Here is a 15699-nt window from a genome sequence, read left to right as displayed (position 1 = left end):
CTTAATGACTCGGCCTGCTGAGCGTTACCAAACCACGCGAATACTCACGCCCGAGCCAACTGGTCCACCCCAGGCGACAGGTGTTTGATTGACCGATGCGTAGATCCCTGATGTCTTCATTCAGAAGTTCAAGACAGACGTCGTAATCCAGAGGGTCGCGCAACGTGAATCGCACGAGAGCACCCAATGGCAAGTAACTCGGACCGATAGGTAAAAATTCATGGAAGCGATCCCAGTGGAGCTTTTTTATATGGATACGAAACTTTCCGCCCCGATCGGGCACCCGGCTGCCCAGTACCGCGTTACGTCCCAGCTGGCTATTGGCTTTTCCGAGACGATTGAGCTGAGGCGCGCTGACTTCAACTGCACGCTCTACGCATTGCTCAATAAATAGCTGCGCATGCTTGAAGTAATAACGCAGCACTGACTCGATCAGCGCTGCGGAATGTGCACGCAGGCTCAACAGCCCCAGATAGGGCAATAGACGCCTCCAGTTCAATTCGGTCGTCTCGCGGATACGCTCACCGTGCAAACCGATCAGCGCGAACAGTTGCTCGGAAAACGGGTCCGTTGCGCCACTGGTGAACACGGCGTGGTAGCGATACTTTCGCCAGACAGGCAACATCAGTTTCTGCAGGCGATGATTAAAAACGTCCAGAAAATCGCGAGTGGCATTAGACTTGTCTCGCTCCCCCACCGCTTGCTCGACATAAAAAGCCGGTAACGGCGAATCGGCTCCGACCAGACTCATCATATTGAGGTGCAGCCGGACATACAGGCTCCCGTGGTCTTCGAAAAAACCCATGCACTCGATATCGCTACCCGGGAAACCAAGCCCCGGATTTGCTCGCAATTCGAGGAAATCATGAAGTTGTTCATCATCAGCATCCGGATAAATTTCGCGCAAGATCACAAGGATCAAAGGTATCGCCTGATAGACCGAGTACTCACGTATGTCCTGGCTGAGCGCGGTTAAAGCAGTGGTTGCTGCCCCATGCGTGGTGTCCATTCGTAGCCACCTCCCTGATCAGTTTTCACGTGCAGTTCATGGAAAGAATTCAAGCTGGCGTAAAGCGCAAAGAACTCATTGAGGACTGAAGCAAACAGAAACAGGCTGGCCTCATCTGCACATTCGGCAGGCGCAATAAACAGTTCGGTTTTCACCCCCCGTAACGGTCGCCCATCGTGTAAACGATCAACGTGCTCGTGACGGATAGCCTTGAGTCCACTTAACAGATGCTGACTGACTTTCTCCGCCCTCTTGTCGTAATAACGCGGCAGATCGTAAGTCTCAAGAATGACTTTCAAGGCTTCCACACTTGCCAGCGAAAGGTAATTCAGTGACATATTGCTAATGACCCGCCAGAGAAAATCCCGGGTCATGGGCGGCGCATAGCTTTTGGTGACGGGTGCAATATTTCTGAACTGCAAGAAATCTGGAGTACCGTCGCACGACTTGCATATCCCTCCAGCCCTGATCTTTTGCGGCAGGTTATGATTGGTGCAGGTCAATTCGATTGAGATGGTTTCATTTTTCCGGTCGCCACGAAGGTCGAAGCTTAGAAATGTATCAAGTCCTTCTTGCAGTATGGAATGACGATGGCGAACGCTGTAATACGGAGAGTTGCTTTCCACGTCAACAGCAGGATCATGTTCAAACGATTCGAAGGGCACATAGTTCTTATACCCCTTGCCGCCGGGCTGCCATCCAGTCACTTTATCAACTGAATACACGCCGCAGCCGTCTGAACCATAATGGCCAGGCATTAACAAATATTCATCCTGACGCGCGTCAGCCTGAATAGGCACTGCATCCTGTTTGAACAGATTCACCACGGGTGTGCAATACAGCTTGATATGTTCGAGGGTAGGTCGAAGGCCCTGCATATCCTCGCAGCGCATATCGAACACCCACTGAAAGCCACGAGACCTTGTCACCAGCTCTCTGTCTATTGACTGAATGACGTCAAGACCATGCACGTCAACAAATAGAAACTTTTCCGGAAAGCAAAAATACTCTTGCAGATAGCGGTAGCCTCTAAAGGTATTCAGCGGATAAGGAATCAACGCCTCTTCCTCGGCAAAACCGACTGGTTTTACGTTATCCGGCGAGATACTGAACTCAGCCGTTTGCCCGTCGGCTGTCACCAACGGCTTACTGTGGCCGTCAAGAAGCAATAGCCTGATGTTTTTCAATTTCCGCATGAAACCGAGATAGAGCATCTGACTTACATAACGATCACCTGCAAAATGCAGGCGTAAACGATCTGATTTCAGCTCTCCCAGATGCCCCTCGCCCGTCATCTCAAGACGTAACGCCAGTGTTGCAGCTTCTCCGCTTGCCGAGTAGGAAACACGAGTCAGCCGCAGTGGTAATACCTCGGTCGGAAAGCAGGTGCGAAACTGACACGTCAGACCATTTACCGGATCACTTTCTACCGGGGTATCACGCTCGACGATCAGGCCTGGGCCACAAGCGACCAAAGGCTCAAATTGCAACATACTCATCGCCGGCAGAGGCCGCATGTAATTTGGCCATAACAACTGCATGAGTGAATGGGTCAACTCAGGCAGGTCATCATCCAGCTTCTGACGCAAACGGCCCGTCAGAAAGGCAAATCCTTCAAGTAGCCGCTCAACGTCCGGGTCCTGGCTGCCCTGCCCCAAAAACGGAGCCAATGCCGGGTTACGATCAGAAAATCGCCGCCCTGATTGACGAAGAGCCATCAGCTCGTCTTGATAATAGTGATTAAATGACAAACGTTTACCTACCCGACCGAATTATAAACAGCAATGAAACCAGCGCCCAAAAGCAGGAATATTTATTTCCATATCTGGTCAGATCGACTTACTCGATGCTGACTTGCCCACTACCACTTACCGTTGCAAAAAACCTGACAGCCTTTCTGGTTCCGGCAATCTCTACAGAAGCGTCAACAGCAAACTGTCGCGTGAGCGGGCATCCTCTGCTCTCTCCGGCCATGACGTACACGTCGAATAAACGAGGTTCATAAGTGCGGATAACCTTTTCGATAGCTGTACGTGATTGTTTTAACGTCTCGTGCAAACTCAAGTTCATGTCGTTAAGGTCAGGCAAACCATAATCAGGCAGCATTTTCACGCTGCCTGCACGGGTGCCGAGCATATTCGACAAATGAGCGGCTATCGAAATCATCAAGCGCTCTTCGTTATCGAGACCTCGTTGGGTGTTGTGACCGGCAAGGCGTTCGAAAAGGCTACCGTTGGCGTTCATGATGCTGCCTCCCTGCTACTCCTTATCCATCTTGCCAACCAAAGACAGCGTAAAATCAGCACCCATGTATTTGAAATGAGGACGAACATTCAAACTGACGCGGTACCAGCCGGGATCGCCCTCAACATCACTGACGATGATCTGCGCGGTGCGTAACGGACGCCTTCCACGTACTTCGGCACTTGGATTCTCCTGATCTGCAACGTACTGGCGAATCCACTTATTAAGCTGAAGTTCCAGATCCGTGCGCTCCTTCCAGGAGCCAATCTGCTCACGTTGTAAAACCTTGATGTAATGCGCAAGTCGATTAACGACCATCATGTAAGGCAGCTGCGTTCCCAGCTTGTAGTTAAGTTCGGCTATCTTGTCTTCTGGGCTGTTGCCAAACACCTTGGGCTTTTGTACAGAACTGGCGGAAAAGAAAGCGGCATTGTCGCTGCCTTTGCGCATGGTCAATGCGATGAACCCTTCATCAGCGAGTTCGTACTCGCGGCGGTCGGAGATCAGTACCTCAGTCGGGATTTTGGTTTCAATTTCACCCATGCTGTGGAAATGATGCAATGGCAGGTCTTCGACAGCACCTCCACTCAACGGACCAATGATGTTGGGACACCACCGAAATCTGGCGAAGCTGTCTGTCAGCTTTGTCGCGAAGGCGTAGGCCGTGTTTCCCCACAGGTAATCTTCGTGATCGTTGGACACGTTTTCCTTGTAGGCAAACGTCTTTACCGGATTTTCCTCCGGGCCATAAGGACTGCGGAGAAGAAAGCGCGGCACCGTCAGTGCAAGATAACGGGCGTCCTCCTGTTGGCGGAAGCTTTGCCACTTGGCGAACTGAGGACCCTCGAAGTGATCTCTCAGATCCTTGATATCAGGCAACCCGGTGAACTGCTCAAGCCCGAAGAAATTGGGGCCCGCAGCCGCGATGAAGGGTGCGTGCGCCATACAGGCGACGCTTGATACGTATTGCATCGTTTTTACGTCAGGGGCGCTCGGAGAGAAAAAATAATCGGCGATGATTGCCCCCACAGGATTGCCGCCAAACTGGCCGTACTCGGCGGTGTAGACATGCTTGTAAAGGCCCGACTGAACAACTTCAGGTGAATCCTCAAAATCTTCCAACAGGTCTTGCTTGGAAATACTTAACAACTCGATTTTGATGTTTTCACGGAAATCGGTTCGATCGATAAGCAACTGCAACCCACGCCAGGACGCCTCCAGCGCGCGAAAGTCCGCATGATGAATGATTTCATCCATCTGGCGACTCAGCGTGCTGTCAATTTCCGTGATCATCCGGTCAACCAGCGCTTTTTTTACCGGTTCGCTGCTGTTCTGTGGTTTCAGCAGTTCTTCAATAAATGCAGCGACACCGCGCTTGGCAATGTCATAAGCCTCATCACCGGGGCTCAGTCTGGTTTCTGCAATAATCTGGTCAAGAATCCCGTACTGAAACTCGCCAACATTGCCCTGCGATAAAGCTTTCGTGCTCATACTTTAATTCCCTGCAATCAAGTCAAACGCACTATTGCGCTGCCACACTCAAACCCAATTCATCCAGCACGCTGTTGCGTGAGTCCGTATCGGCTATGACGTTTTCAATGGCCTTGCGAAAAGCGGGCGTATTACCCAATGGCCCCTTGAGCGCCATCAAGGCATTGCGCAGCTCCATCAACTTCCTCAGCTCGGGAATTTGCTCCACCAGGCTGGCCGGATTGAAGTCTTTCATTGAGCCCACTTTGACGCTGACAGCCAGATTTTCAATCTCACTATCGGACTGCAGGCAATTAGGTACACTCATTTCAAGTGTCAGCTCTTGCTTGGCCATCACATCGTCAAAATTATTTTTGTCGATGCTTATAGCCTTGCGATCTTCAAGCTTGCGTTCATCGACTCTCTGCGTAAAGTCACCTACAACCAACAGTTTCAGCGGCAGTTCTACTTCTTCCTGCGCCCCTCCGATAGCAGGCTTGAATGTGACATTAATCCGTTCTTTGGGTGCTACTGAGCCTTCTTTGGCCATTATATTTTCTCCAATCTGTTTCAAATGCAGGGTGCTATGCAATCAATCCTTCAAGATCGCAGTGGCACAGTCTTTGATAAACATCCTCTTTACGACTTGCTGACTTTTCATTTTGAGGAAGCCGTTCGTAGCAGTCATACAATAGGCGTAATACGTCCAGGTAAACCAGTGGCTCCCACAACTGCAAGCCAGATGACTGAAGTTGCTGATCCAGAAACTCAAGCTGGATCTTCGCAAGCACATACTCTTTTGCCTGATAACATAGTCGTGCGAGACACAACCTCCAGAAGAATCGATCTCGTCCGCCTTCCGCACTGTACAACCGCTGGCTTAGCACACGGACGGCAGATTTCAAGCCACCGTCCTGCAAGCTTGGCAATAGTTCGCGATAAACAGCATCCCATTCTGAAAGCTCAGTTTTTCCGTCCGTTTCACGTAGGTGCGCTTCGGTTACAACAGGAGGTAAAACATGAGCGGTGATCCACTCTAGTGTGTTGGCATTCGCGAAGGGTGTGCCGTCGTGAAAGCGCAGTTCAACCAATTCCGGAATTCGTTTCAGCAGCATAGCGAGATGCGCTTCTACTTCATACATGGCCGCTGTTGCCCCCAGAGCCTTTAGACAGTTCCATATCAAACGCTGCCCATCGAACCAAAAAGGCGAGGACACTAAAGTGGTCTCGACATCAACGATCAGATCTGCGTAAAGGCCCTGTTCGAAGCGCTCCTGGTAAAGCGAGCGCTTCTCCGAGGGCAATCCTCTTAGCTGCGTTACTTTTTCCGCGTTGCAATCCGGGGCATTGTCCACGGCGAGCCAGACCAGCGATCGACCAAGGCGAAACGCGCGCGGATCGGTGGTCTTTTGTTTCAACCACCATCTGCAGAGACTGCGCACGGATTCGTCCATCGAGCTTGACGCACGCTGAGCATCCTTCTCATTATTGATCGGAGAACTGCTGGAAAATAGCTGTGCAGCGACCTGTTTTACTTGCCCCACTACCGTCACAGGCTCTTTTTCAGCCTGGACAGCACGCTCGATCATGCGTGCAAGTCTTCTGCGCAACGGCAGCAGCAACGGCGCGTCGTCGTTCAAATACCTTTCAAAAAGGTTATCCAGCTTATCAAGGTGATTGGCCAACTGCTGAAACACAATCAGTTGATTGGTGATCGAGACATCTTCCACCAACACTTTTTCGAGCCTGAGTATGAGCCACGCCACGGCAGCAGAGCGAGTTCTCAACTTTCTGGGATGCAACACCTGCCAGTGACATTCACAGAGGTAATGGATTAACCCTAAACCTGCCACTAGCCCGACAAAAGACTCACACTCATATAACGCCCAGGCGAGCCAGCTGGCAACGCGCATATCCTTGGACTGGCTAACAAGAATATGCTCACTGTCTTCTCTGATTTTAGGCCAGTCAACATTTAAAGAACCGAAGATTGACTGTGCGCCTCCCAGTGCTTGCTCCAATGATTCAAAGAGCGTAGAGAAGCGTATGTCATGACCGGCGTAATCCTGTGTTGCTATAGGGTGTCGGGCGATATCCAGATAGCGGATGGACAGTTTTTCTTTATAAGCCATTGCCCACCCCTCATTTAATAGATAATAGCCAAGCGTGTTACCGAATTGAAAGCAGGATGAAATCTACCCCTGCTCCGCCCAACAAACAAGCATGTAAGTGTTGAATAGTATTTTTTAGGAAATTTCCTACAACACTAAAGACTTATTCGTAGGATTCCCAACTAAACACCTTGAAATATTCTCGATTTTTTTGACCCTCAGATTCGCTCACCACCTTCTGATCCAGTAAACTTCCCCCCTCCATCGCACGCAATTTTTTGCGCACCTTTTCAGCATGCTAGACAAAATCCGCTACGCGGCCTCGCGCTGATCGGCCTGGCGCACGGTGCGCAATTAAACTTAGCAGCTGCGCAAGAATTCGCTCGCTTTTACTAAACAAATAGACATCAGGCACACTAATACTTCTGGCCAAGTGGAATAAACCACTGCCGGGCATAGGCCGATAAAAAGTTGGCACGTATGTTGTTATAGCAATCGCTCGCCATCCAGGCATTTTCGCCTGCGAGGCGCTACTTACCATTAGGAACTACCACATGCCAACACCTGCTTACATAACTATCATTGACGCAAATCAAAAAGTATTGACTGCGAAAGCTTTCACGCCTGACTCAGTAGGAAACATCTATCAGACGGGCCATGAAGACGAAGCGATCGTCCAGGCGTTCAAACACGAGATTGGTATTCCGTGTGACCCTCAGTCTGGTCAACCTACCGGTCAACGTGTTCACAAACCTGTCTGCATCACCAAGATTTTCGACAGGACATCGCCGTTACTTCTAGAAGCACTTTGCTCTGGCGCAACGATGAGCAAAGTAGAAATCAAGTGGTATAGGACTTCCGCTCAAGGCAAACAGGAACATTACTACACCACCACGCTGACCGATGCCGTCATTGTCAAGATTGAGGACTACATGCCCAACTGCCAAGACCCTGATAGCTCGCACTTCACACACCTGCAGGATGTGTATTTCAGCTATCGCAAAATTACCTGGGCCCACGTCAAGGCCACGACCAGTGGTTCTGACGATTGGAGAGAGCCCGCTTCGGCTTGATCCTCCTGTCCCATCGATCTGCCCGGATCGATGGGACTCTCAGCGAACGGCTAAACAGGAGGCCCCGATGACGGCGAAGCCTGCCCACTCAAAACGCCTGACCCTCAGCCTTGATAGCCCCGATGGCATTGATCATGGCTTCGAGGTCCTGGCCTTCACCGGCCACGAAGCCATCAGCCAGCCCTTCTGCTTCACACTGGACCTGGTCAGCGAACGTGCTTCGCTGGAGCAGGTCGTGCATCGCTGGATCTGGAAAGCCTGCTCGGGCAACCGGCGTTCTTGCAATTTGCGCCTGATGGCGGCGGCATCCACGGGTTGATTGATCGCATCGCAGAAGGCGATTCCGGCACGCGACTGACGCATTACACGATCACGTTGCGACCGCATCTGGCCCGACTGGGCCATCGCACCAATCAACGCATTTTCCAGCACAAAACGGTGCCGCAGATCATCGCGCAGGTGCTGGAAGATCACCGCCTGACGGAAAACGCCTACCGCTTCCAACTCGGCGCACCTTACCCGGAGCGTGAGTACTGTGTGCAGTACGGCGAGTCGGATCTGCACTTCATCCAGCGACTGTGCGAAGAGGAAGGCCTGCATTACCACTTTGAACACAGCCCGACAGCCCATCAGCTAGTGTTTGGCGATGACCAGACGGTATTCCCGGAACTGAAGAAACCGGTGGTCTACAAGCAGGACACCGGGATGGCGGCCGACGATCCGGTGATCAGGCATTTCCAGTTGCGTCTGGAAACCCGCTCCAGTCGCGCTACCCGGCGTGATTACCATTTTGAAAAACCACGCCTGACCATGGAAGGCGCGGCACAGGATGAGGACTATCCAGACCTTGAGCACTACGATTATCCCGGCGGTTTCACCCACCGTGATCGGGGTGCCCATCTGGCCAAACGCGCGCTTGAACGGCACCGTCACGATTACCGGCTCGGAGAAGGGCTAAGTGATCAGCCGCTACTGGTCAGCGGTCATTTTCTACAGTTGAGCGAACACCCCAACCAAGGCTGGAACGACCTCTGGCTACTGACCGAAGTCCGCCATGAGGGCCGTCAGCCGCAGGTGCTGGAAGAGTCCGCGCCGCCCGGCAAGGGCGATGGCGACGTTCACCAGGGCTATCGCAATACGTTTCTGGTCACGCCAGGGAACGCGCCGTACCGCCCTTCCCTGCGTCACCCCAAACAGAGGATCTTCGGCAGCCAGACTGCCGTGGTCACCGGCCCGAAAGATCAGGAAATTCACTGCGACAAGCACGGCCGGGTCAAGGTGCAGTTTCACTGGGATCGCGAAGGCCAGGGCGATGACGGCAGCAGTTGCTGGCTGCGGGTTGCTTCCAGTTGGGCCGGCCATCGTTACGGTGGCATGGTCATCCCGCGAGTCGGCATGGAAGTGCTGGTGAGCTTTCTTGAGGGCGACCCCGACCGGCCGCTGATCAGCGGCTGCCTGTACCACACCGAACACGTGCCGCCCTACGATTTGCCTGCGCATCAGACGCGCAGTGTATTCAAGACCTTGAGCAGCCCCGGCGGCGAAGGCTCGAACGAACTGCGCATAGAGGACCGGGCCGGTCAGGAGCAGATCTACGTTCATGCCCAGCGCGACTGGGAGCAACACATCAGGCATGACCAGACAATCAACGTCGGCCATGAGCGTTATGACCGGGTTGCAGCCAATAGCTACAGCGAGTTCAAGGCAGAGGAGCATCGGACCGTTGATGGCGACCGGCTGACTGAAGTCAAAATGAACGATCACCTGACGGTCGGTGCAACGCAGCACATCAAAGCGGGTGATGGATTGCTGATAGAGACCGGAAGAGAGATTCACATAAAAGCGGGGAACAAACTGGTCATTGAAGCGGGATTGGAGATCACCCTCAAAGTCGGCGGTTCCTTTATTAAGCTGGACGCCGGTGGTGTAACGATCATGGGCCCACACGTGAAGCTCAACTCGGGAGGCATCCCGGGGAATGGCTCTGGTATCGCGCCGCTGCTGCCAGGCCTGGTAAGACATGTCGATGCAGAAAAAGCAGGAGAGCTGCTGACTCGCCCACAAGCACAAGCACTAAAGCGCACTCCGTTTTGCGAGCAATGCGAGCGAGCAGCCAAGGAAGCCACAACATGAACCTGGCCAACTACCTGCTGATTGACGGCGTGTTACGACCTGATGCAATCAAGCAGGTGTATCAGCGTGCCGAGCCTATGGAGATCATGCCGCTGTACTTGGGAACGCGTTGGTCAGCGGTCATGAATCAGGGTCCTGTTCTAGTGAAGGTTCCACCAGAATCTTCGCTGATTCGCGAATGGCTTGAGCCCGCCGCGTTACGAACTGACGCGAGTATATTTTCCAGCAATGCCGCGCTGAAAGATGTAGCCGAGCACCTGTGCCGATTTCTGTGCCCGATCGACTACCTCGGCAATTCAAGCCTGCTGCGCTTTGCGGATCCACTGGTGACGCACTACTGGTTATCTAGTTATAGCGAAGAGCATCTAAGCCAGATATTGGGACCTATCAATCAGCTTTGGGTGCAGCTTCCCAGGCATACCTGGCAGCGCAACCCGTCGTCACTACCTGCAACATTTGTTAACCAGCATCCGAAAACGCTCTGGCACGAGCATTCCGTTTTGCTGGGCGAACCACAGTTACAGGCGCTGAAAGAATGCTATCGGTGGCTTTTTGAAGAACGAATTCATGACTGGCTGCAAGAGCAGGATCCGCAGGCTTTCGCAAACCTGACCGAAGATCAGATAGCCATATGGCTTGAGCGTGCTGTGGACAGCGGCCTTGAATGGGGACTGGTCAGCGAGTACGCATTAGCGACATGGGCAGACATCTGCCACGCGTGGGGACAGGGTTTTGTGAATCACCCACAAAGCCCCTATCCGTTATGGCAGACCCTGTACCCCCAACTTCAACACCTGCCTCCAGAACTGCGCATCAACTCGCTCGATGAATACCGCGAGAAACTTCATGAAGACAAGGGTACCCGGCATGACCGATAAAAACGGCACGCGCCAACAGCGACGTGCGGCATGCTTCGCCAAGACACCGGCTACGGCGACCAGCCTGTGCGCCTTCAAGCGCCCGGACATCGCCATCGTGCCGGTGCGCTACGCGCTGGATCGCTCGCGCTATGATGCTGATCGCAAAAAATTGAAGCCGCTGCCCAAAGACGGCACATGGGCCAGCCTGCCGACGTTGAAAACGCGCAGCTACACCTTGCGCCAACTGTACGACGGCTACGTCTATGTCTTCGACGAAACAGCCAGAACGCTGCATGAATACGCGGTGTCTGCCGCTGACGGTCATCTGAGCCGCATCGTCCGGAACGACGTGCAGGTGGGCAGTGACCAGCGAAGCGGTGGCACTGACGGCAAACCATTCCTGCTCTACCCGCGCAGCAACCGTCTGCACATTGCGTTTTCGCCGCTCCAGTGGACATGGCGCATCTGCGAACACATGCGCTCCAACCCGCCAAGCCGCGCGTTATGGATGAAAGCGCTGGACCTGGCGCGCTACTGCTCGACCATGGCCGAACCGGACACCCTTCCGCTGAACCGCATTGCAGAGGCCGTGGCGGATGTCGATAAAGGCAACGTTATTGATGACGGCCGTTTTGCGGACTCCGCAATTCCCACCGCAAAACCGTCAGCCAGCGACGAGGCCCAATCGGTATTCGCGCCGGTGGGTGCGGACGTCTTCTGGCTGGGCAGCGTGGACGACAAGGACAGTTCGCTGCTCATCGCCCTTGACGACCCGTTGGCCGTGTTCAACGACCTAGGCATGCAACTGGCGGCTGATCAGGCGGCGTACCGCAACTGGCAGGCCGAACACGAACACAAGACTCAGATCGCCCAGACCGTAACTACGCTCTGTGGCGCTGACAGCAATCCAGAGAAACTGCCTGAGTCGGTGCGTGGTGATACGCTTCGCACGCATCAGTACCTGAGCGACGTCGAAGCCTGGTTTGAACAATGCCTGTTTGAAGAAGAGCAGATCGGCAACAACACCGCACCCGGAGGTGTGCTGTTGCTGCCGAATGCCTTCAAGAGCCCGGAGATGCGCAGATCGCTTCAGACGCGTTACGGCAGCGTTCCGACCGAGCAGGATATGCAAGCCTGGAAAGATCGCCAAAAATGGCGGCGCGAGGTCGATCTGACAGGTGCGCGTCAGTACCTTCTGCAACATCTGCCGGCCGGCGACACACTGCTGCAACAGGTGCGCGACACGCAGAGCGATTTTCGGCAATGGTCGACCCACCTGGGCACAGAACCGTTCAAGCTGTTCATCGACACCACCCACCCGAACACCCTGCTGTACCTGCAGACAATCATGCTCAACCTGCAGATCATCTACGCGCAGGACAACGCAGCCAGCGCCTGGCTCGCCGAACAGGAAGCCAACACCAGCAGCCTGTTTGGCACCTTGCGCTATGGCTTCTCGCCCGCGCTTAAGGACGCCCTTCATCAAGAGGCCGATGCGCTGCTGAACGGCCTTGGTGACGTGACCAACCTGGCCACGCGCATCGGCGAACTCAACGGCGCGCTCAATCATCAGGGCTTCGCCGACAAACCTTGGATGAAGGCGCTGAAACAACCCGTTCAGGACACCTTCAAAGCCCTCGGCCAACTGGCCAGCGGCGCAGGCAAGGCAACGTTTGAAAGCATCTTGCTGACCTGGGTGCCCATCGATAGCCGCCTCGCTATGGGCAAGCAGCAGAACATCGTTGCGCTGATTCGCACGCTGTTGATCGGTCAGATACTGCTGGATTCAAAGGCGCGTATTGCGATCGATCAAAAAATGCTCGCGAAGCTGAAAACCTGGATCAGTGAGTGGCAGGTACTCAACAAACAGATCAGCGACACCCGCCGCAGCTGGCTCTATCCAACCGCCTACAACACCCGCAAAAGCACTGCCAACCACCTGCGCACCCTTGAGAAAAAACTTCGCCTGCATGAACTGAGCATGCCCGCCCTGCTCGACTTCCAAAACAACCAATACGCCAGGCAGTTGCAGGACGAAATTCGCCTGCACTTCCAGTCCGGCAAAGCCATCACCAAGGACTGGCTCGCTTCCGCCAAGCGCTGGATCGACAACCTGGGCGGTATCGCGGGCTCGATCACCTGGAGCGTGATCATGCTCAACTTCATCAACACCGCCCTCACCTATCGGGACCTGACGAAGGATGGGGATTTTAGCGTGAAGGATATTGGCAAGGTCACTTACGGGTTGGGGTATAGCTTTAACCTGTTGATGGCGGTGTTTGTTGAAGCGCCGTGGCGCGTGATCAAGGACGCCACGCCGATACTAATTGATGGCAGGAATGTCGGGATTCTTGACAGGTCGGCAGGGTACTGGAAAGCAAGGGATAATACTGCGTGGGGTGAGGCGATAAGTGGGTTCAGGGTTTCGATGGTGGCGATGGGAGCATTTGGGATAGCGGCGGCTACGTTGGAGTTGATAGACATCTACGATGACCTGACTAAAACAAAAACAACTGAAGAGGCGACTGCCACACGTATAAAATTTGGTTCAGTAGGCCTTATGGCGATAGGCAGCACATTCCAGCTCGCTGCAGGAATTCTTCCAACCAGTTCGTATACATTGGTTGCAATGAACCCGTGGTTTAGCGTAGCAATACTGCTAACAGGTGTGATTTATCTATTGACTAATATGGCGCTGAATTACTTCAAGCAAGATAGCGTTGGATGGTGGCTGCGGAAATGCAGCTGGTCCAAATCAATCAATTACCGTTATTCAACAGATGCAAGTGGTCAACTTGAAGAAAAACTTGCTCTGCTCACAATACAGCTGAGCCCTCAGGTTCATGTTAAAAGCACCACACGCGACGAAGACCACTATTTTGGTAGAGATACCCCCTATAGTGCTCCGGTACAATACGGTGCTGGCGTACAAATTCTTCTACCAAGCGCAGTGCGCGGACAATCAGTACATTTCAATATCATCAGTAGTAAACGTCCACTGGGCGTGCTGCCTGTAGCAAAAATTGATGACCCGATACTCGACCCCTTTCTCGACAGAGGACAGTTCAAGAAGGTTGATCAATTTAAAAAGCTTGTCAATCAGCCCGCCCGCAAAGCCCAAGAAGATTTCACATTTCCGCTTATGCCTCCTGAAAGTGAAGATGTTGTTTGGGAAACCTGGGTGCCGCTTGAGAAAGACGCAACGTATCTGGAACTACAAATATGGTATCCCGACAGTCTGATAAAACCTGGCCAACAGGACGTAGGCTACCTGTTTCAACTGAAACTTTATAGTCAGGGAGATACAGCAGTCGACGGGCTGGCACACACCGAACTGGAAATAAAAGCATCCAGCCGAGCCAGTACTTCGACACTTGAAATAGCGGAATAATATTGATGACTAAAAAAACGACAACCTCTATCTTGCAAAAAACCACAAACAACACCAATGATGATTCAGATAGTGCTGAAACAATAAGTCCGAGCCTAGCGAGCAATGATATTTTTAACTGGTCCATAAAAACCATGGCAAGATCCCCCAATGAAATATTTTGGACCCAGCTAGGTACGATATTTATATGCGCGCTGCCCATGAGCTTCTGCATATGGCTTGGCCGGGATGTCTACCTGGAGACTCCCTCTGATGCACTTTATCTGGTGTATACATTCGCGGGCGCCGCCATCTACATCATAGCGTTAGGCGTACGCCAAAAAACCATCTATAACTACACCATCAAAACCGACAGAGCCCACCTTGAGTACTATCTCCACTACCCCGACTTCGCCTCCTCCTTTTTCAAAGGCATCGCCATAACCGTCATCCTGTTGTTCGTCATGGTGGCCATCCTAACCGGCTCAATGCTCTTCCTCATCGGCCCTGTCGCCATGGCCTTTATCGCAGCCATCAAGCTACTCAACTGGGAAAACCCCATCCACCACGAACAAAGCCTGCCATGGGGCGAGTACAACTTCGTCACCGTCGACCGCAAACGCTTGATGATCATCACGCACCGCACTGACGTCACACTCGGCTTCGAGGCCCGCTTCCAGCACGAGGTGCTGTTCAACAAATACCTCAATTTCCTCCACACCGTGCTCCCCTCCACTGCTGAGTTCACCGAAAAAGCCTGGAAGTGGTAGTGCGCTCCAGATAACGTACACACCGGAATTCAAGCCATACCCACCAAGGCCTCACCATGATCCAGATCCGCCCCATGACCCCGGAAGACTTCGAGCGCTTCTGGCCCACCTTTCAGGCTGTCGTTGTCGCTCAGGAAACCTACGCCTACGATCCTGCACTCACTCAGGAGCAAGCGCGCAATCTGTGGATGACGCTGCCGCTGCACACCCTGATTGCCGAAGAAGACGGCCAGTTACTGGGCAGCTATTACCTCAAGGCCAATGCGGCAGGACCGGGTGATCACGTCTGCAATTGCGGTTATATGGTGACGGACGCAGCGCGGGGTCGTGGTGTGGCGCGGTTGATGTGTGAGCACTCGCAGCAACTGGCGCGGGACAGCGGGTTTCTGGCGATGCAGTTCAATTCGGTGGTCGCCAGCAACGAGGTAGCGGTTGCGCTGTGGGCCAAGCTGGGTTTTGAAACGGTCGGGCGTTTACCCAAGGCTTATCGTCATGCCCGGTTGGGGCTGGTGGATTGTCTGGTGATGTTCAAGTGGCTGGCTGAAGCGCCAGTGGCTGCAGAACCTGCGCAAGCCAGGCTGATCGGGCGTAAGAATATCGAGTCAGTGGTGTCGCGCCCGCGTCGGAAATGAGTGTGGCGCACACATGAAAACGGGGCC

Annotated in this window: 11 protein-coding genes and 1 pseudogene; 6 read left to right on the top strand and 6 right to left on the bottom strand. The window is 53.3% G+C overall.

The genetic code is table 11. The features are described from left to right. Position 1 precedes the first annotated feature (1 nt). From tssG to tssA, 6 genes are all read right to left on the bottom strand, one after another. Positions 2-1009, bottom strand: coding sequence for a type VI secretion system baseplate subunit TssG (tssG, locus tag I9H07_RS10300; protein WP_236423270.1), 1008 nt, complete (start codon positions 1007-1009; stop codon positions 2-4). Continuing rightward, positions 973-2760: a type VI secretion system baseplate subunit TssF gene (gene tssF / locus I9H07_RS10295; RefSeq protein WP_236423269.1), complete on the bottom strand. Its 1788-nt coding sequence runs from the start codon at positions 2758-2760 to the stop codon at positions 973-975. The genes tssG and tssF overlap by 37 nt, the downstream gene beginning before the upstream one ends. Before the next feature lie 88 nt (positions 2761-2848). Next, positions 2849-3253 carry a type VI secretion system baseplate subunit TssE gene (gene tssE / locus I9H07_RS10290; protein ID WP_058824620.1) on the bottom strand — a complete coding sequence of 135 codons (405 nt, stop codon included), beginning with the start codon at positions 3251-3253 and terminating at the stop codon, positions 2849-2851. A gap of 15 nt (positions 3254-3268) precedes the next feature. Then, the gene (gene tssC, locus I9H07_RS10285) at positions 3269-4744 is read right to left on the bottom strand and encodes a type VI secretion system contractile sheath large subunit (RefSeq protein WP_058824621.1); all 1476 of its coding nucleotides are present in this window, start codon (positions 4742-4744) and stop codon (positions 3269-3271) included. A 31-nt stretch (positions 4745-4775) separates the two neighbouring features. Further along, positions 4776-5273 (bottom strand): type VI secretion system contractile sheath small subunit, encoded by a 498-nt coding sequence (tssB, locus tag I9H07_RS10280; protein WP_058824622.1) that lies wholly within the window; start codon positions 5271-5273, stop codon positions 4776-4778. A gap of 34 nt (positions 5274-5307) precedes the next feature. After that, a complete protein-coding gene (gene tssA, locus I9H07_RS10275) occupies positions 5308-6855 on the bottom strand; it encodes a type VI secretion system protein TssA (RefSeq protein ID WP_236423268.1) in 1548 nt (515 codons plus the stop codon). Between the two features lie 533 nt (positions 6856-7388). On the opposite strand from tssA, the gene I9H07_RS10270 reads away from it, so the two are divergent. From I9H07_RS10270 to I9H07_RS10245, 6 genes and pseudogenes are all read left to right on the top strand, one after another. Next, positions 7389-7907: an Hcp family type VI secretion system effector gene (locus tag I9H07_RS10270; RefSeq protein ID WP_236423267.1), complete on the top strand. Its 519-nt coding sequence runs from the start codon at positions 7389-7391 to the stop codon at positions 7905-7907. A 67-nt stretch (positions 7908-7974) separates the two neighbouring features. Further along, positions 7975-10040: pseudogene (tssI, locus tag I9H07_RS10265) on the top strand (type VI secretion system tip protein TssI/VgrG). Then, positions 10037-10918, top strand: coding sequence for a DUF4123 domain-containing protein (locus I9H07_RS10260; RefSeq protein WP_236425748.1), 882 nt, complete (start codon positions 10037-10039; stop codon positions 10916-10918). Before tssI ends, I9H07_RS10260 begins: the two are co-directional and overlap by 4 nt. Further along, a complete protein-coding gene (locus I9H07_RS10255; RefSeq protein WP_236427149.1) occupies positions 10908-14291 on the top strand; it encodes a toxin VasX in 3384 nt (1127 codons plus the stop codon). The genes I9H07_RS10260 and I9H07_RS10255 overlap by 11 nt, the downstream gene beginning before the upstream one ends. Before the next feature lie 5 nt (positions 14292-14296). After that, positions 14297-15040, top strand: a complete 744-nt coding sequence (locus I9H07_RS10250) for a permease (RefSeq protein WP_236425790.1) — start codon at positions 14297-14299, stop codon at positions 15038-15040. Positions 15041-15096: 56 nt separating this feature from the next. Beyond that, positions 15097-15672, top strand: coding sequence for a GNAT family N-acetyltransferase (locus I9H07_RS10245; RefSeq protein WP_236425789.1), 576 nt, complete (start codon positions 15097-15099; stop codon positions 15670-15672). The last annotated feature ends 27 nt before the right edge of the window (positions 15673-15699 follow it).

The sequence above is a fragment of the Pseudomonas syringae genome (assembly GCF_023278085.1).
Taxonomy (GTDB): Bacteria; Pseudomonadota; Gammaproteobacteria; order Pseudomonadales; family Pseudomonadaceae; genus Aquipseudomonas; species Aquipseudomonas syringae_Q.
The sequence above is the reverse complement of the archived record's forward strand: the minus strand, read 5'-3'. Positions and strand labels throughout refer to the sequence as shown.

Bases quoted from the DNA above. Each gene is read 5' to 3' on its own strand.
- tssG (WP_236423270.1), bottom strand. From the start codon at position 1,009: ATGGACACCACGCATGGGGCAGCAACCACTGCTTTAACCGCGCTCAGC.
- tssA (WP_236423268.1), bottom strand. From the start codon at position 6,855: ATGGCTTATAAAGAAAAACTGTCCATCCGCTATCTGGATATCGCCCGA.
- tssE (WP_058824620.1), bottom strand. From the start codon at position 3,253: ATGAACGCCAACGGTAGCCTTTTCGAACGCCTTGCCGGTCACAACACC.
- I9H07_RS10270 (WP_236423267.1), top strand. From the start codon at position 7,389: ATGCCAACACCTGCTTACATAACTATCATTGACGCAAATCAAAAAGTA.
- I9H07_RS10250 (WP_236425790.1), top strand. From the start codon at position 14,297: ATGACTAAAAAAACGACAACCTCTATCTTGCAAAAAACCACAAACAAC.
- I9H07_RS10245 (WP_236425789.1), top strand. From the start codon at position 15,097: ATGATCCAGATCCGCCCCATGACCCCGGAAGACTTCGAGCGCTTCTGG.
- I9H07_RS10260 (WP_236425748.1), top strand. From the start codon at position 10,037: ATGAACCTGGCCAACTACCTGCTGATTGACGGCGTGTTACGACCTGAT.
- tssC (WP_058824621.1), bottom strand. From the start codon at position 4,744: ATGAGCACGAAAGCTTTATCGCAGGGCAATGTTGGCGAGTTTCAGTAC.
- tssB (WP_058824622.1), bottom strand. From the start codon at position 5,273: ATGGCCAAAGAAGGCTCAGTAGCACCCAAAGAACGGATTAATGTCACA.
- I9H07_RS10255 (WP_236427149.1), top strand. From the start codon at position 10,908: ATGACCGATAAAAACGGCACGCGCCAACAGCGACGTGCGGCATGCTTC.